Annotated in this window: 14 protein-coding genes; 5 read left to right on the top strand and 9 right to left on the bottom strand. The window is 70.4% G+C overall.

Annotated elements, in window-relative coordinates; genetic code table 11:
• Positions 1–54: 54 nt before the first annotated feature.
• The 9 genes from ACH9D3_RS01595 to ACH9D3_RS01555 all read right to left on the bottom strand — a co-directional run bounded on the left by ACH9D3_RS01595 (position 55) and on the right by ACH9D3_RS01555 (position 9,812).
• Positions 55–870 (bottom strand): aldolase/citrate lyase family protein, encoded by an 816-nt coding sequence (locus ACH9D3_RS01595; RefSeq protein WP_396409606.1) that lies wholly within the window; start codon positions 868–870, stop codon positions 55–57.
• Positions 855–1,640, bottom strand: a complete 786-nt coding sequence (locus ACH9D3_RS01590; protein ID WP_396398135.1) for a 2-keto-4-pentenoate hydratase — start codon at positions 1,638–1,640, stop codon at positions 855–857. Before ACH9D3_RS01590 ends, ACH9D3_RS01595 begins: the two co-directional genes overlap by 16 nt.
• A 15-nt stretch (positions 1,641–1,655) precedes the next feature.
• On the bottom strand, positions 1,656–2,822 hold the full coding sequence (hpaD, locus tag ACH9D3_RS01585; RefSeq protein ID WP_396409605.1) for a 3,4-dihydroxyphenylacetate 2,3-dioxygenase: 1,167 nt from the start codon (positions 2,820–2,822) through the stop codon (positions 1,656–1,658).
• A 47-nt stretch (positions 2,823–2,869) separates the two neighbouring features.
• Positions 2,870–4,423: an aldehyde dehydrogenase gene (locus ACH9D3_RS01580; protein ID WP_396409604.1), complete on the bottom strand. Its 1,554-nt coding sequence runs from the start codon at positions 4,421–4,423 to the stop codon at positions 2,870–2,872.
• Complete coding sequence (locus ACH9D3_RS01575; protein WP_396409603.1) at positions 4,420–5,109, bottom strand: FCD domain-containing protein; 690 nt, start codon at positions 5,107–5,109, stop codon at positions 4,420–4,422. Before ACH9D3_RS01575 ends, ACH9D3_RS01580 begins: the two co-directional genes overlap by 4 nt.
• Positions 5,106–6,674 (bottom strand): fumarylacetoacetate hydrolase family protein, encoded by a 1,569-nt coding sequence (locus ACH9D3_RS01570; RefSeq protein ID WP_396409602.1) that lies wholly within the window; start codon positions 6,672–6,674, stop codon positions 5,106–5,108. The genes ACH9D3_RS01575 and ACH9D3_RS01570 overlap by 4 nt, the downstream gene beginning before the upstream one ends.
• A gap of 313 nt (positions 6,675–6,987) precedes the next feature.
• Positions 6,988–8,232 carry an FAD-dependent oxidoreductase gene (locus ACH9D3_RS01565; RefSeq protein WP_396409601.1) on the bottom strand — a complete coding sequence of 415 codons (1,245 nt, stop codon included), beginning with the start codon at positions 8,230–8,232 and terminating at the stop codon, positions 6,988–6,990.
• Positions 8,233–8,234: 2 nt separating this feature from the next.
• On the bottom strand, positions 8,235–8,558 hold the full coding sequence (locus ACH9D3_RS01560; RefSeq protein WP_396398128.1) for a 2Fe-2S iron-sulfur cluster-binding protein: 324 nt from the start codon (positions 8,556–8,558) through the stop codon (positions 8,235–8,237).
• A 60-nt stretch (positions 8,559–8,618) separates the two neighbouring features.
• The gene (locus ACH9D3_RS01555; protein ID WP_396409600.1) at positions 8,619–9,812 is read right to left on the bottom strand and encodes a cytochrome P450; all 1,194 of its coding nucleotides are present in this window, start codon (positions 9,810–9,812) and stop codon (positions 8,619–8,621) included.
• 139 nt (positions 9,813–9,951) lie between these two features.
• On the opposite strand from ACH9D3_RS01555, the gene ACH9D3_RS01550 reads away from it, so the two are divergent.
• From ACH9D3_RS01550 to ACH9D3_RS01530, 5 genes are all read left to right on the top strand, one after another.
• Complete coding sequence (locus ACH9D3_RS01550; RefSeq protein WP_396409599.1) at positions 9,952–10,869, top strand: LysR substrate-binding domain-containing protein; 918 nt, start codon at positions 9,952–9,954, stop codon at positions 10,867–10,869.
• Positions 10,870–11,019: 150 nt separating this feature from the next.
• Positions 11,020–12,219 (top strand): pyridoxal phosphate-dependent aminotransferase, encoded by a 1,200-nt coding sequence (locus ACH9D3_RS01545; RefSeq protein ID WP_396398125.1) that lies wholly within the window; start codon positions 11,020–11,022, stop codon positions 12,217–12,219.
• Positions 12,216–13,175, top strand: a complete 960-nt coding sequence (locus tag ACH9D3_RS01540; protein WP_396409598.1) for an NAD(P)-dependent oxidoreductase — start codon at positions 12,216–12,218, stop codon at positions 13,173–13,175. Before ACH9D3_RS01545 ends, ACH9D3_RS01540 begins: the two co-directional genes overlap by 4 nt.
• A gap of 541 nt (positions 13,176–13,716) precedes the next feature.
• Positions 13,717–15,705, top strand: a complete 1,989-nt coding sequence (locus ACH9D3_RS01535; protein WP_396409597.1) for a beta-glucoside-specific PTS transporter subunit IIABC — start codon at positions 13,717–13,719, stop codon at positions 15,703–15,705.
• Positions 15,706–15,763: 58 nt separating this feature from the next.
• Complete coding sequence (locus ACH9D3_RS01530) at positions 15,764–17,185, top strand: family 1 glycosylhydrolase (RefSeq protein WP_396409596.1); 1,422 nt, start codon at positions 15,764–15,766, stop codon at positions 17,183–17,185.
• Positions 17,186–17,209: the final 24 nt, after the last annotated feature.

The following is a 17,209-nucleotide window of genomic DNA, read 5'->3' as shown; positions in this document are numbered from 1 at the left end:
CCTAAAGCGGGGAGGCGGTTCAGTGGTCCGGTCGGTCTATGCGGTCTATGCGGTCTATGCGGTCGGTGCGGCCGCGCCGCACCAGGTGTCGGCGAGGGCCTCGGTGGCCCGGGCCAGGAGTGCGACGTCGGCCCCGACGTTCACGAAGTCGGCCCCGGCCGCCGCGTAGTCGCGGGCCCGGTCGGCGGCGAACGCATTGACGCCGACGAACTTCCCGGTCGCCCGGACCCGGTCGATCACGGTCTTCACGGCCGCGACCACGTCCGGGTGGTCCTGCTGGCCGAGCAGGCCCATGGAGGCGGCCAGGTCGGACGGGCCGATGAAGACACCGTCGACGCCGTCGACCGCGGCGATCTCCCCGGCGTTGCCGACGGCGGCGGCGGACTCGACCTGGACGACCAGCGTGACCAGGTCGGCGGCCCGGTCCAGGTAGTCCGGGATCCGGTTCCACCGCGCCGAACGGGCCAGTGCCGAACCGACGCCCCGGACCCCGTGCGGCGGGTAGTGCATGGCGCGCACCGCCGCCTCGGCGTCCCCGGCGCTGTCCACCATCGGGATGACCAGGGACTGTGCGCCCAGGTCGAGGTACTGCTTGACCAGCACGGTGTCCAGGGCGGGCACGCGCACCACGGGGACGACCGGGTAGCCGGCCATGGCCCGCAGCTGGGACTGGACGGTCTCCAGCCCCAGCGGCGCGTGCTCGCCGTCGAGCAGGAGGTAGTCCAGACCGGCGGACGCGCAGATCTCGGTGGTCGACGGATCGCCGGAGTTGACGAACATCCCGGCGGCGGGGCGGCCGTTCCGGCCGGCGCGCGCCGATGTGGTGAAAAGGTCCTTGAGGCTGGGCTGTGGTTCTAGGCGAATCGGCATGTGATGGTCCCTAACTGTCCGTAGTCGGCGTACACGGTGTCCCCGGCGTGGACCCACATGGGGCGGGTGAAGGACCCGGCGAGGATGATCTCCCCGGCCTCCAGCCGGTCCCCGTGGCCGGCGATCCGGTTCGCCAGCCAGTGCACGCCGTTGGCCGGGTGGTTGAGCACCCCGGAGGCCACCCCGGTCTCGATGATCTCCTCGTTGCGCCACAGCGCCCCGGCGACCCAGCGCAGGTCGACGGCGTCCGGGGCGACCGGGCGGCCCCCGATCACCATGGAGCCGAGCGCGGCGTTGTCCGAGATGGTGTCGGTGATGGTCCGGCCCTCCATCTCGATGCGCGAGTCCAGCACCTCGAGGGCCGGCACCACGTACTCGGTGGCCCGCAGCACGTCGAAGAGGTTCACGCCGGGGCCGGCGAGGTCCTCCTTCAGGACGAAGGCCAGCTCCATCTCGATGCGCGGGTGGGTGTACCCCGCCCATTCGTAGACGTGGCCGGACTCGACCACCTGGTCGTCGAAGATCACCCCGTAGTCCGGCTCGTCGATGCCGGTGGCGTCCTGCATGGCCTTGGAGGTCAGGCCGATCTTGTGCCCGGCCTTGGTGCGGCCGGCCTCCTCCTGCCGCTGCGCCCAGATCCTCTGCACCGCGTAGGAGTCCTCGATCTCCATCTGCGGGTACCGCTGGGTCAGCCGCGGCACCGGCGTGCGGTCCAGCCCGGCCCGGTGCAGCTCATCGGCGATCTTCACATGGGTCTCGTGGTCCAGCATCGTCCTCGCCCCCGCTCAGAGCTGGTTCCCGAGCTTGAAGCCCTTGGCGGCCTCGCCCGTGTAGGTGCCGTTCTCGTCGCCCTCCCGGGTGTAGGAGAACCCGTCGGCGCCGATGGTCACCTCCATCTCGGAGCTCTCGGTGCGCTTCACGACCTCCTGCGGGTTGCCGTCCAGGTCCAGGACCAGGGAGGCCTCCGAGTACCAGGACGGGACCACCGGGTTGCCCCAGAAGTCACGGCGCTGGTTGTCGTGCACGTCCCAGGTGACGACCGGGTTGTCCGGGTCCCCGGTGTAGTAGTCCTGGGTGTAGATCTCGATCCGGTGGCCGTCCGGGTCGAGGATGTACAGGTAGAACGCGTTGGAGACGCCGTGGCGGCCGGGGCCGCGCTCGATGCGGTCGGAGATGCGCAGGGCGCCCATCTTGTCGCAGATCGCCAGGATGTTGTGCTTCTCGTGGGTGGCGAAGGCGACGTGGTGCATCCGGGGGCCGTCGCCGCCGGTCATGGCGGTGTCGTGCACGGTCGGCTTGCGGCGCATCCAGGCGGCGTAGGTGGTGCCCTCGTCGTCCTGGATGTCCTCGGTGACGCGGAAGCCCAGGTCCTGCATGTACGCCACGGCGCGGGGCACGTCCGGGGTGACCTGGTTGAAGTGGTCCAGCCGGACCAGGGCGCCCGGGGTGTACAGGTCGTAGCGCCAGGCCAGCCGCTCGACGTGCTCGACGTCGTGGAAGAACTCGTACGGGAAGCCCAGCGGGTCCTGGACGCGCACCGAGTCGCCGATGCCCTTGGTGAAGCCCTCCGGGCGGCGCTCCACGCGGCAGCCGAGCTCCTCGTAGAAGGCCACGGCCCGGTCCAGGTCCTCCGGGGTGCGCACGCGGTAGGAGAAGGCGGCGACGGCGGCCACCGGGCCCTGCCGCAGCACGAGGTTGTGGTGGATGAACTCCTCCAGGGACCGCAGGTAGACGGCGTCCCCGTCCTCCTCGGTCACGGTCAGCCCCAGCACGTCCACGTAGAACTGCCGCGAACGCTTCAGGTCGGTGACCACGAGCTCCATGTAGGCGCAGCGCAGGATGTCCGGCGCGGGGGCCTGCGGTGTCGGGATCGGGTTGTCGGAACGGATCGGGGCTTCCTGCGAGACGTAGAAGCCGGAGGACGTCATCGTCCGGTCGTCGAGGTGGGTCATGGTGCTGTCCTTCGTGATGAGTGGTGGGTGTCAGGAGGCGGGGAGGATCAGGCCTGGAGCTCCTCGGAGGCCTGCTCCTGGCGGCCGAAGACGGGGTTGTGCACCTCGCCGAGGTTGATGTGCACGGCCTGCTGGTCCGTGTAGAAGTCGATGGACCGGTACCCGCCCTCGTGGCCCAGACCCGAGGCCTTCACGCCGCCGAAGGGGGTGCGCAGGTCGCGGACGTTGTTGGAGTTCAGCCACACCATCCCGGCCTCGACGTTCTGGGCGAAGTTGTGGGACCGCTTCAGATCGTTCGTCCAGATGTAGGCGGCCAGGCCGTACTTGGTGTTGTTAGCCAGCGCCAGCGCCTCCTCGTCCGTGTCGAACGGGGTGATCGACACGACGGGTCCGAAGATCTCCTCCTGGAAGATCCGGGCGTCCGGGGCGACGTCGGCGAAGACGGTCGGCTGGACGAAGTTGCCCTCGGGGAACTCGTCCGGACGGCCGCCGCCGGCGGTCAGGCGGGCCTCGCCCTTGCCGATCTCCACGTAGGACATGACCTTCTCGAAGTGCTCGGGGTGCACCAGGGCGCCGACCTCGGTGGCCTCGTCGTGCGGAAGACCCACCTTCACGCGCTGGGCCTGGGCGGAGTAGCGGGACACGAACTCGTCGTAGATGCCGCGCTGGACCAGGATCCGCGAGCCCGCGGTGCAGCGTTCGCCGTTGAGGGAGAAGACGCCGAAGATCGTCGCGTCGATGGCCGCCTCCAGGTCCGCGTCCTCGAAGACGACCGCGGGGGACTTGCCCCCCAGCTCCATGGACAGGCCCTTCAGGAACGGCGCGGCGTTGGCGAAGATGATCTGGCCGGTGCGGGACTCGCCGGTGAAGGAGATCAGCGGGACGTCCGGGTGCTTGACCAGGGAGTCGCCGGCGAAGCCCTCCTCGCCGTAGCCGTGGACGATGTTGAACACACCCGCCGGCAGGCCTGCCTCCTCGAAGATGCCCGGCCACAGGGACGCGGACAGCGGGGTGAACTCCGCCGGCTTGAGCACCACGGTGTTGCCGGTGGCCAGGGCCGGGCCCAGCTTCCAGGACTCCAGCATGAACGGCGTGTTCCACGGGGTGATGAGCCCGGCCACGCCGATCGGCTTGCGGTTGACGTAGTTGGCCTGCCGGCCGGGGACCTTGAACGCGTCGTCGTGCTGGGCGACGATCAGGTCCGCGAAGAAGCGGAAGTTCTCGGCGGCGCGGCGGGCCTGGCCGAGCGCCTGCTTGATCGGCAGGCCGGTGTCGAAGCACTCCATCTCGGCCAGGTCCTGGCCGCGGGACTCCACGATGTCGGCGATCCGGTGCAGCACCCGGGAGCGTTCGCGCGGGAGCATGCTCGGCCACGGGCCGTTCTCGAAGGCGTCCTTGGCGGCCGCGACGGCGGCGTCGATGTCGGCGACCTTGCCGGAGGCGGCCTTCAGGTAGGGCTGGTTGCTGACCGGGTCCAGCACGTCGAAGGTGTCGCCGTCGATCGAGTCGACGTGCTCGCCGCCGATGTAGTGCTGGATCCTCTCCGGCAGGTTGGCCGGAACCCAGCGTCGTGCGGCGGTGGTGGTGTTCTCGGTGCTCATGGTGTGTCCTTTCGGCGTGCGGCGTCGTGCGGTGTCGTCAGCGACGCCAGGTAGGCGTCGAGCGTGTTGAGGCGGTGCTGTCGCGCGGCGGCCTCGACGGCGTCGAAGGGCGCGCCCTCGGCGATGAGGTCCAGCAGGTGGTCGTGCTCGTCCACGGAGGCATGGGCCCGGCCGGGGACGTACGCGAAGGTGGACGAGCGCAGGGCGGCCAGCCGGTTCCAGCCGCGGTGCACCAGGTCGAGGATGTGCGCGTTCTGGTGGTGCTCGTAGAGCGTGGAGTGGAACTGCTTGTTCAGCGTGGTGAACCTCACCGGGTCGAACTCGTCCAGCACCCGGCGCATCTGCTCGTTGATCCCCCGCGCCTGGTGCAGCTCGGCCCCGGTGACCAGCGGCGCGCACTGGGCGGTGGAGAATCCCTCGACCAGGGCCAGCGTCTCCATGGTGTTCCGGTACTCCACGGGGTCGATGCCCACCACGGTGGCCCCGACGTTGCGCTCGTAGGCCACCAGGCCGTCCTGCTGCAGCCGCCGCACGGCCTCGCGCACCGGCACCACGGACATCCCGAGCTCGGCGGCCAGCTGGGCCAGCACCAGGCGGCTGCCCGGGGCGAAGCGGCCCTGCTGGACCCCCTCGAGGATGGACTGGTAGGCCAGCTCCGACTTGGACCGGAGGACCTCGGTGCTCACCGGGTGTCCTGGGCGTCGCGCAGCTCCTGGTGCTCCTGGTACCTGCGCCTCCACTCGGCGTTGGGCGGGAACAGTCCGTCCACGGGGTGGCCCTCGGCCACCCGGTCGTACACCCAGGCGTCCTGCTGCTCCTGCTCCCAGGCGTCGGCGATCACCTCGGTCACCAGCTGCGGGGGGACGACCACGACGCCGTCGTCGTCGCCGATGACGATGTCGCCCGGCTGGACGGTGGTCCCGCCGCAGGCCACCGTCCCGCCGACCTCCCAGGGGATGTGGCGGCGGCCGAGCACGGCCGGGTGGGCGCCGTTGGAGTAGACCTGGATGCCGACCTCGGCGACGGCGGCGCTGTCCCGCACGCCGCCGTCGGTGATCACCGCGTTGGCGCCGCGCACCTGGGCGCGCAGGGCGAGGACGTCGCCGAGGGTGCCGGTCCCCTTCTCACCGCGGGCCTCCATGACCACCACGTCGTCCGGCTGCACCGTGTCCATGGCGCGCTTCTGGGCGTTGAACCCGCCGCCGAAGGCCGTGAACAGGTCCTCCCGGTTGGGCACGTAGCGCAGCGTCTTGGCGTAGCCGAGGATGCGGCGGCCGGGATGGGTGGGCCGCACGCCGTCGATCGTGGCGTTGTCGATCCCCCGCTTGCGCAGCTGCGCGGTGATGGTGGCCACGGCCGTCTCGTTGATCTTCGCGGTGAGCTCGTCGGTGAGCAGGCTGCGGTCGGGGACCGGAGTGGCGGGCACGTAGTGGTACGGCTCGGCGTCCGCCGCGGCCGGCGGCAGCCCGGCGGCGTCCCGGGACCCCCAGGCCTCCTCCCGCTGGGTGTCGTCCACCTGGGGGCCGTGCCCGTAGGGCGCCATCGGTTGCTCCCCGGCCACCACACGCGTGACCAGCCGTCCGCTGGAGGGAGCGCCGGGCGCCTCGGGCGCGTCCACCTCGACCTCCACGACGTCGCCCGGCCGGGCCACGGAGGAGCCGGCCGGGGTGCCCGTCAGGATGACGTCGCCCTCCTCCAGCGTCATGAGCTGGGACAGGTCCGCCACGAGCTGGCCGAAGGGGAAGACCAGCGCCTCGGTGGTGTCGTCCTGGACGAGCTGTCCGTTGACCCAGGTCCGGATGCGCAGCGCGGCCGGATCGAGCCCGGCGGCCGGGATGACCTCCGGGCCCAGCGGGGTGTAGCCGTCCCCGGACTTGTTCTTGACGTTGGAGCCCTTGTCGGCGTGGCGCAGGTCGTAGAGGCCCCAGTCGTTGGCGGCGGTGATGCCGGAGACCATGGCCCACCCCTCCTCCGGGCGCACGCGGCGGCACGTCTGCCCGATGACCAGCGCGATCTCGCCCTCGTAGGCGAGCAGCTCCGTGCCGGCCGGGCGCTCGATCGTGGCGCCGGTCCGGGCGATCGAGGTTCCGGCCTTGAGGAAGTAGCCGGGGAACTTCGGGGAGCGGCCCCGCTGGGCGATGCGGGAGGGATAGTTCAGGTGCAGGGCGATGACCTTCCCGGGGCGGTTCGCCCTGTCGGTGAAGTCAACGGGTCCCGTGGCCCCCGGAGGAGCCGGTGTCGTCTCTGCCATGCCGTCCTGCCTTCGTGGTCTGCGGAGGTGGCCCGGGTCAGGAACGTCCAGCGGTGTGGCCCAGGTCTCTTGCTCCAGATCGTATACGATGCGACGTGATGGGCGCCACCCCCGGAACGGGACTCGCCTCGGCCGCCCGGGGGCGGTTCGCAGTGCCGCACCCAGGGATGCCCGGAGGGATCCGCAGCAGCAGGACGATCGGGGCGGCCCACCGGCGGTGTCGTCGGTGGGCCGCCCTCCGACGGCCGGGTCGCCCGGCACCGGCGGCCTGTGCCCGCGCCGGCGCATCGACCACGCTGCGGGTCGGTACGCCCTAGGCCACGCCGGCAGAGCGGCTGAGGGTTTTCAGGTCGGTCCTGGGATCGGCGACCTGTTCGGGCGTCAGGGGTACCTGCCCGTTGATGAGCCTCCGCGCCGTCATGTGGTCGGCGGGGCGGTTGATCGACTCCACGGCGACCAGGGCTCCGTCCCGGAAGCAGTAGACGGAGAACTTCCCGGTGGTGGGGTCTCCGCGCAGCACGGTGTCGTCGCCGGTCCGGTGCAGCCCGGCGATCTGCAGCTTCCAGGGTCCCTGCTGGCTCCAGAACCACGGCAGGTCGTCGTAGTCGTCGGTGCGGCCGAGGATGGTGTGGGCGGCGTGGCGGGCCTGATCGGTCGCGTTCTGCACCGACTCCAGCCGGCTCCGGATCCCCGCGTGCACGCTGGGGAAGCTGGCGCAGTCCCCGACGGCGAGCACCGCCGGATCGGAGGTGCGCAGGGACGCATCGACGACGATGCCGTTGTCGACCTCGAGCCCGGCCTGCTCGGCCAGTGCCGTGTTGGCCACCACGCCGATGCCGACGACGACCAGGTCTGCTGGATACCGCTCCCCCGTGGTCGACACGACGGCCTCGACGCGGCCGGTCCCGTCGCAGCGCTCGATGCCCTCCCCCAGGCGCAGGTCGATGCCCGACTCGAGGTGGGCCCGGGCGAACCAGTCCCCGGTGACGGGGCTGACGGCCCGGCCCATCGGGCGGGGCGCGAACTCCAGGACGGTGACCTCCAGCCCGCGGGCCCGGGCGACCGCGGCGAACTCGAGGCCGATGAACCCGGCCCCGATGACCACGATCCGGCGGGCCGGGACCAGTGCTGCGCCCAGCCGCTGGGCGTCGGCCAGGGTGCGCAGTCCGTGGACACCGTCCAGTTCGCCCCCCGGGCAGGTGAGACGCCGGTTGGTCGCGCCCGTGGCCAGGACCAGGTGCGCGTAGGGCACCTCCTTGTCCGTGTCGAGGCGGACGGTGCGGCGCTGCCGGTCGATCCCGGTGGCGGTGACGCCGGTGCGCAGGCGGATCCGGTTCTCCTCGGCGAACCGGGGGCCGCGCAGAGGCAGGGGTGCCGCATCCTTGCCGCCGAGGTAGTCCTTGGACAGGGGTGGCCGCTGGTAGGGCGGGTGGGGGTCGTCGACGACCACCGTGACGCTGCCCTGATATCCCTCGGTGCGCAGGGTCTCGGCGACCTGCAGACCGGCGTGGCCGCCGCCGACGACGACGGCCCCGGGCCGGTGGTCCTCGGTGCTCACGGTCACACCTGCTCGGCGGGCACGTCGACCTCGAGGTCCTGCAGCTCTCCTCCGACGGCCACCTGGCAGCCCAGGCGGGACCGGTCGGTGCGCTCGGCCACGGTGCAGTCGAGCATCTCGTCCTCGTCCTCGCCGATGGGCGGCAGGAGTTCCTCGGCGCCGGGGCGGACGTAGACGTGGCAGGTGGCGCACATGGCCTGGCCGCCGCACTCCCCGACAATGCCGGGGACGCCGTCGGTGACGGCGGCGCGCATCAGTGAGGTGCCGTCGTCGACGGTGAGGGTGCGGGCTGCACCGCTGGGCTGGTGGTAGGTGATGGTGGGCATGGGAGCTCCTCGTGCGAGTCAGTGGGTGTGCGGGGTGCGCGGTGGGGGTGCGGGGTGGGGTCAGTTCCAGTGGACGGGCATGTGGATCATGCCGCGGAAGACCCAGCCGGCGTCCAGGGGCGGGTCCTGCGGGTCGAGGCGGAGGCCGGGCAGTTCGGTGAGCGCGGCGGGCATGGCGATCTGGGCGACCGAGGCGCGGGCGACCCAGGTGCCGGCGCAGAAGTGGGAGCCTCCGCCGAAGGCCAGGTGCGGGCGTCTGGGCCGGAGGATGTCGAAGGATTCGGGGTCGTCCCAGATCTTCGGGTCGCGGTTGGCCGCCCCGATCACCACGCCCAGCCGGGCCCCGGCGGGCAGTCGGATCCCCTCCAGGACCGTGTCGGCCACGACCTGGCGCGGGTACATGCCGATCGGGGCGACCCAGCGCACGGACTCCTCGAAGGCGGCCAGGTGCAGGGACGGGTCCTCGAGCACCCGGTGCAGCTGCTCGGGGTGGGTGAGCAGCGCCCAGATCGTGGTGGAGAGCACGTCCCGGGGTTCGTTGAGGCCCCCGCCGATGGTCATCTTGAGGTTGGCGCGGATGGCTTCCAGCGGGATCGGCATCGACGCGAGCCCGGAGAGCAGGCTGTGGTCGGGGTGGTCCTGGAGGTGGGGCAGCATCTCGTCGATGGCGGCGTCGACCTCCGCGGAGGACTTCTCGCTCTGGGCCCACACGTCCGGGTCGTCGGCGTAGTTGCCGGTGCCGTCGATCATGGTCTGGCTCCAGCGCTGCATGTCGTGCTGCGTGGCGTTGTGGAACCCGCAGATCAGCCGGAGGTTCTCGGCCGCGTAGGGGGCGGCGTAGTCCCGGACGAAGTCCGCCCCGGGGCCCTTGGCCTTCAGCTCGTCCAGGTAGGTGCGGTTGTTGGTGGCGAAGATCGCGTTCCAGTGCTGCTTGATGGTCTTCGGGCGCAGCGTGGCCCCGTAGGAGTCCCGGTCGACCTTGTGCTCGGGGTCGTCCTTGCGCAGCATCGAGTGGCCCATCGAGCGCTTCATGAGTGAATCGGTCTCGTCGGCGCTGAAGCGTTCGGCGTCCTGCTCGATGATGTGGCAGGCGGTGTAGTCGGTGACCATGTACCGGTTGACCGCCGGCACCCAGTGCACCGGGGCCTCCTCCCGCATCCGCCGGTAGATCGGGAACGGGTCCCGGTACAGGTCCGGGATGGTGACCCAGTCCGCGGTGGGGCAGTCGACGGCTTCGGGGGCGGTGTCGGTCATGGCGGTGGCCTCTTTCGCGGACGGCGGGACCGGCACGGGGCCGGAGGAAGAACTCCTCCCAGTGTGACTCCGGGCACAAGCTTGGAAAAGAACATAAATTGATCTATGTTTCCCGGAAAATCAGAGGAAGGGGATGGGGATGAGACTTGTCGGCTACACCCTGCGCCAGCTGCAGTGCTTCGTCGCCGTGGCGGAGCACGGCAGCATCACCGCAGCCGCCGAGCAGCTGCGCGTCTCCCCCTCGGCGGTCTCCGGGGCCGTGGACGACCTGGAGCGGGTGCTGCGCACCCAGCTCACGGTCCGCCGCCGGGCGCACGGCGTGAGCCTCACGACCAGCGGGCACGACGTGCTGCGCCAGGCCCGGAACCTCCTGGGCGAGGCCGAGGAGCTGGAGCTGCGCGCCCGGGACTCCGGAGACGAACTGCGCGGTCCGCTCATGGTGGGCAGCTACCACACCCTGGCGCCCACGGTGCTGGCCGAGCTGCTGGCCGCCTACACCGAACGGCACCCCGGCGTGGACCTGGACTTCGTCAGCGGCAGCCAGGCCGATCTCGTGGACCGGCTGGCCCGTGGCCAGCTCGATCTGGCCGTGGTCTACGACGTGGCCCTGCCGCCGAACGTCCAGGTGCACCGCCTCTACGAGGCCACCCCGCGAGTCGTGCTTCCCGCCGATCACCGTCTGGCCCAGGACGGGGACCGACCTCTGCCGCTGGAACTCCTCGCTGCCGAGCCCTTCATCCTCCTGGACCTGCCCCCGAGCCGTGAGAACACCATGGCGCTGTTCGACCTGGCCGGCATCACGCCGCGGGTCCGCTTCCGCACCACCGACTTCGAGCTCACCCGCTCCCTGGTCGGGCGGGGTCTGGGGTACTCGGTCCTGATCCAGCACCCTTCGAGCAGTCTCACCTGGGGAGGCCGGCCGCTCACCACGCGCCCCGTGGAACCGGGTCCGCAGCCGGTGGGAGTCGGCCTCGCCTGGGACGCCGGCGTGCGTCGCTCCCGTCGAGCCGACGCCATGGTCTCCCTCGCGCGGGAGATCCACGCCGTCCACCGGTGATCACGCACCGATGCCGTGGACGTCGAGGTCCATGAGCGTCTTCCGTGAGACCTCGATCACAGGGCAGACGGCACGGTCTGATATATTAGTCGTGTATTAGAACCGGCTCCGCCGGAGCTTGATCGCCAACTCGATGAGGAGTGCAACAGCATGCCGCAACTCGCGCACCGGCTCGACCGGCTGGGCACCGAAACCGCCTTCAGCGTCGCCCAAGCCGCCGCCGCCTGGAAGGCGAAGGGGAACCGCGTGTACCCCTTCCACCTCGGCGACATCAACATCCCGACGGCCCCGCACATCGTCGAGGCGATGAACCGGGCCATCGCCGACGGCTACACGGGCTACTGCCCCGGCCCCGGCATCCCGCAGCTGCGCGAGGCCCTCGCCGACGACCTCGGCTCGCGTCGTGGCATCGGCCTCACCCCCGACAACGTCGTCGTGATGACGGGCGGCAAGCCCGTCATCACGAAGTTCCTGCAGGCGGTCATGAACCCCGGCGAGGAGGTGCTCTACCCGAACCCCGGCTTCCCCATCTACGAGTCGCAGATCGAGTACCTCGGGGGCACGGCCGTGCCCTACCGCTACCTCCCCACGGAGGGGGGCTTCGCGATCGACCTCGACCAGGTGCGCGCCTCGATCACCGCGAACACGGTCGCGATCATCTACAACGACCTGCAGAACCCCATCTCGGCCGAGTCGACGTCGGCCGAGCGCGAGGCCATCGCGCAGCTCGCCCAGGAGCACAACCTCTGGGTGCTCTCCGACGAGGCCTATTTCGAGACGCGCTACGAGGGGGTCTCGACCTCGATCGCGTCGCTCCCCGGCATGGCGGAGCGCACCGTCATCCTCTACACGTTCAGCAAGAAGTTCGCCATGACCGGCTCGCGCCTCGGCTGCGCCGTCGCGCCGCCCCACCTCGCCAAGGTGCTCAGCACGCTCAACACCAACGACGAGTCGTGCACTACGCACTACGTGCAGTGGGCCGGCATCGAAGCGCTCCGCGGCACCCAGGAACCCGTGCAGCAGATGCTCGACGTCCTGCGCGAGCGCCGGGACGCCGCGTGCGAGCTGGTGAACGCCACCCCCGGCATGCACGTCGCCGTCCCGCAGTCGACGTTCTACCTGTTCCCCGACGTCACCGCCGCCATGGAGCGCATGGGCTACACGGCCGTCGGCGACTTCGCCACCGAGGCCCTGCACCAGACGGGCGTCTCCTTCTGCACGCGTGAGCACTTCGGCCGGCGCCAGCCCGGCGAGGAGCGGCAGTACATCCGGCTCGCCTACTCGGGCATCGACGTCCCCGACATCCGCGACGGCCTCGGCCGCCTGTGCCAGTGGATCGAGTCGGCATGAGCCGGGTCGTCGTCACGGGACGTGTGCCCGACGCCGCGGTCGAGAAGCTTCGCGCCGCGCACGAGGTCGATGCCTGGCCGGGTCCGGAGTCGATCGGCCGCGAGGAGCTCCTGCGCCGGGTGGCCGGCGCCGACGCCGTCGTGAGCCTGCTCACCGAGCGCGTCGACGCCGAGCTGCTCGACGCCGCCGGCCCGCAGCTCCAGGTGGTCGCGAACGTCGCCGTCGGCTACGACAACATCGACGTGCCGGCCTGCGCCGAACGGGGCGTCGTGGCCACCAACACCCCTGGTGTGCTCACGGACGCCACCGCCGACATCGCGTTCGGCCTCATCCTCATGGCCACCCGCCGGCTCGGTGAGGGGGAACGGCTCATCCGCTCCGGCCAGGCCTGGAAGTGGGGCATGTTCTTCCTGCTCGGCAGCAGCCTGCAGGGCAAGACCCTCGGCGTCGTCGGCATGGGCGGCATCGGTCAGGCGACCGCGCGGCGGGCCAGGGCCTTCGGCATGGAGGTCGTCTACCAGTCGCGCAGTGAGATCGATCCCGGCATCGCCGCCGAGCTGGGCGCGCGGCGGGTCGATCTCGACGAGCTGCTGGCCGTCTCCGATGTCGTGTCGCTGCACTGCCCCTACGGGTCCGCCACGCACCACCTGATCGGCGCCGAGCAGCTGACGGCGATGAAGAGCTCGGCGTACCTCGTCAACACCGCGCGCGGACCGATCGTCGACGAGGCGGCGCTCGCGTCCGCGCTGCGCGAGGGCCGGATCGCGGGTGCCGGGCTGGACGTCTTCGAGCACGAGCCCCGGGTGCATCCCGAGCTGCTGGAGCTCGACAACGTGGTGCTGGTGCCGCACCTGGGCTCCGCCACGATCGAGACGCGCACCGCGATGGCGATGCTCGCCGCCGACAACGTGCTCGCCGTGCTCAGCGGGGAACGACCGCCCGCACCGATCGGCTAGCGGCGGGTCCGACAGCTCGAGTTCGGGGCAGCGGGGCGCGCGGGCCGGTGACGGCCGTGGTCGCCATGACACGGCAGAAGGAGTCCCGGCGGCTGGTCGACGACCGGTCGTGGGAGGTGCCGGAACCGTCGCTCCCCGCACCTCCGCCCTCGAAGAAGGGGCGGCACGGTCGACCGCGGGTCGATGACCGTGCCGCCCCGGAGGGGCTCTCTTGGTGGCCACCACCGGCAGCACCGAAGAAGCAGCTGACGAGAGAGTCGCCTCCCGCCTCGGCGTCCACCTCAGCGGTTGTGGTGCGCAGCAGGAGAGCCCTCGCACAGGTGTCCGTCCTCCGCAGCCCCGTCGGGCAGCAGTGCGTCGGGCCCGACCCGGATGACTTCTCGCACGCCTTGCACGTGAGAGCGATCACCTTTATGCTTCCGATGTCGGACGATACCTGTCCGCGAAGGATTGTCACCCGGACACGGGGCAAGACCTGAGACGCACCAGTGGTGCGGCTCGGGTCTTTTTTTGTGCCCGACATCGGAGAGGAAGGTCTGCCATGGCTGCTGTGGACTACCGGTCGTTGGCCGAAGGGATCCTGCACGAGGTCGGGGGTGAGAACAACATCGCCAGTGCCACCCACTGCGCCACCCGCCTGCGCCTGAAGCTGCGCGACGAGTCCAAGGCGGACAAGACCGCCGTCGAGAGGCTGCCGGGGGTGATCACGGTGATGCAGGCGGGGGGCCAGTACCAGGTCGTCATCGGTGACAACGTGCCGCACGTCTACGCCGAACTGGGCAAGATCACCGAGCTCACCGGTGACGAGGCCACCGCAGGCGGGGACGTGGCCTCGAGCGGGAACGTCTTCAACCGCTTGATCGACCTGATCTCCTCGATCTTCTCCCCGATCCTGTGGCCGTTGGCCGGTGCCGGACTGCTGAAGGCCTTCTTGAGCATGGCCGTCCAGTTCGGCTGGCTCGACGCCGAGTCCCAGACCCACGTCATCCTGGCAGCGGCCGCCGACTCGATCTTCTACTTCCTGCCACTGTTCCTGGCGATCACCGCCGCCCGGCGGTTCAAGACCAACCAGTTCACGTCCATGGCCATCGCCGGGGCGCTGGTGTACCCCGCGATCGTGGCGCTGGGCGCTGCGGGCGAACCGGTGTCCTTCGCGGGCCTGCCGGTGGTGATGATGAACTACACCAGTTCCGTCATCCCGATCATCGTGGCGGTGTGGCTGCAGGGATATCTGGAGCGGTTCCTCAACAAGGTCCTGCCCTCGGCCCTGCGCAACTTCACCACCCCGCTGCTCACCATCCTGATCATGGTTCCCCTCATCCTCATGACCGTCGGCCCGGTCACCACCTTGGCCGCGCAGGCCGTCTCCTCCGGTGTCAACGCGGTCTTCGGCGTCGCTCCCTGGCTCGCAGGAGCCATCATGGGCGGGTTCTGGCAGGTGTTCGTGCTGTTCGGTCTGCACTGGGGCTTCATCCCGATCATCACCAACGACCTCGCCACCCAGGGCCACTCCCTCCTGACGGGACCGCTGCTCGCGGCCGTGCTCGCCCAGGCCGCCGCGACCCTGGCCGTGTTCTTCCGCACCCGCAACGCCGCACGTCGTCAGGTCGCCGGCCCGGCCGCTCTGTCGGGTTTCCTGGCCGGAATCACCGAACCGGGCATCTACGGCGTGAATCTGCCGCTGAAGAAGCCCTTCTACTTCGGCATCGTCGGCGGTGTCGTGGGCGGGGCCATAGCGGCCGCCGGCGGCAACGCGGCCAACGCTTTCGTCTTTCCCTCCCTGCTGGCCCTGCCGGCGTTCACGCAGGTCGGCAGCTTTGCCCTGCAGCTGATCGGCACCGGCGTCGCCGTGGTCATCGCCTTCACCCTGACCTTCCTGTTCGGCCCGCGGGAGACCGCGGTCCCCGCCGCCGACGTCCAGGCCCAGGACACCGATGCACTGGATCCGGCCGCTGACGGCGCCCCGAGCGCCTCCGGTACCGCGCACACCAGCGCCTCCACCGGCACCCCGGCCGGTGCCGCCCCGGCCACGGCCACCCTGCCCACCGGCACCGCCACCGCATCTGGGATCGCCGGCACCGTGGAGGTCCTCTCCCCCGTCGACGGCCGAGCTGTGGCCCTGGCCGAGGTCCCGGACAAGGTCTTCGCCTCCGAGGCCATGGGCAAGGGCCTGGGCATCGTCCCCACCGACGGGCACGTCCACGCTCCGATCTCCGGCACCGTGAGGGCCGCGATGAAGTCCGGGCACGCCTACGGCATCAAGTCCGCCGACGGTGTGGAGGTGCTGGTGCACATCGGCATCGACACCGTCCAGCTCGACGGACACGGCTTCAGCCCCGCCGTCACCCGCGGCGACCACGTGCAGGCCGGGGACCTGCTGGCCGTCGTCGATCTCGATGTGGTGGCCGAGGCCGGCTACGACCCGACGACCCTGGTGGTCGTCACCAACACCGCCCAGCTGGCGAGCGTGGTCCCGGTCGCCCGGGGCGCGGTCACGCACGGTCAGCCGGCCGTGACCGTGCAGATCTGAGACACCACCTGCAGCACCACCACTGATGAATGATGGACGACAGACGAAGGAGCAGCCCATGACGACGACTATCCCCCAGACCTTCCCCCAGGGGTTCCTGTGGGGCGGGGCCACCGCCGCCAACCAGATCGAAGGCGCCTACGCCGAGGGCGGCAAGGGCCTGTCCATCCAGGACGTCATGCCCGACGGCATCATGACGCCCCCCACCGAGGGCCCCACCGAGGACAACCTCAAGCTCGAGGCCATCGACTTCTACCACCGCTACGCCGAGGACATCGCCCTGTTCGCCGAGATGGGGTTCAGGACCTTCCGCTTCTCCATCGCCTGGTCCCGGATCTTCCCCCACGGTGACGAGGAGACCCCCGACGAGGAGGGGCTGGCGTTCTACGACCGGGTCCTCGACGAGCTCGAACGCCACGGCATCGAGCCGCTGGTGACCATCAGTCACTACGAGACCCCGCTGCACCTGGCCCGGACCTACGACGGCTGGACGTCCCGGGAGCTCATCGGGTTCTACGAGAACTACTGCCGGGCCCTGTTCGAGCGCTACGGCCGGCGAGTGAAGTACTGGCTGACGTTCAACGAGATCAACTCGGTGATCCACGCGCCGTTCCTCTCGGGGGGCATCCCGACGCCGAAGGAGGAGCTGTCCCAGCAGGACCTCTACCAGGCGATCCACCACGAGCTGGTGGCCTCGGCCCGGGCGACCCGGCTGGCCCGTGAGATCGCACCCGGCGCACAGGTGGGGTGCATGATCATCGCCATGCCGACCTACCCGCTCACCCCGGACCCCTCCGACGTGGTGGCGGCGATGCACACCGCCCACGACAGCTACGCCTTCGGGGACGTCCACTGCCGCGGGGAGTACCCGGGGTACCTGCTGCGCCGTTTCCGGGAGAACGGGATCGAGCTGGAGATCACCGACCAGGACCGGGAGGACCTGCGCCACACCGTGGACTTCGTGTCCTTCAGCTACTACATGAGCATCTGCGAGACGGCCGACCCGGCACAGAAGATCGCGGCAGCGGGCAACCTCATGGGAGGGGTCCCCAACCCGACGCTGGAGGCCTCCGAGTGGGGCTGGCAGATCGACCCGCAGGGCCTTCGGGTGGTGCTCAACGACTACTGGGAGCGGTGGCAGAAGCCGCTGTTCATCGTGGAGAACGGCATCGGGGCGGTCGACGAGCTGGTGGAGGTCGACGGCACGAAGACCGTGGTGGACGACTACCGCATCGCCTACCTCAACGACCACCTGGTCCAGGTCCGCGAGGCGGTCGCCGACGGGGTGGAGCTGCTGGGCTACACCACCTGGGGGTGCATCGACCTGGTCAGCGCCTCGACCGCGCAGATGAGCAAGCGCTACGGGTTCGTCTACGTGGACCGCGACGACGACGGCACCGGGACCCTGGAGCGGTACCGGAAGAAGTCCTTCGACTGGTACCGCCAGGTCATCGCCACCAACGGTGCGCACCTGCAGTAGAGCCTGTCCGACCGCTCGCGGTGG

The organism is Kocuria kalidii (genome assembly GCF_044462225.1).
Lineage (GTDB): Bacteria > Actinomycetota > Actinomycetes > Actinomycetales > Micrococcaceae > Kocuria > Kocuria kalidii.
Note: the sequence above shows the minus strand (reverse complement) of the source record. Positions and strands in the feature narration are given on the sequence as shown.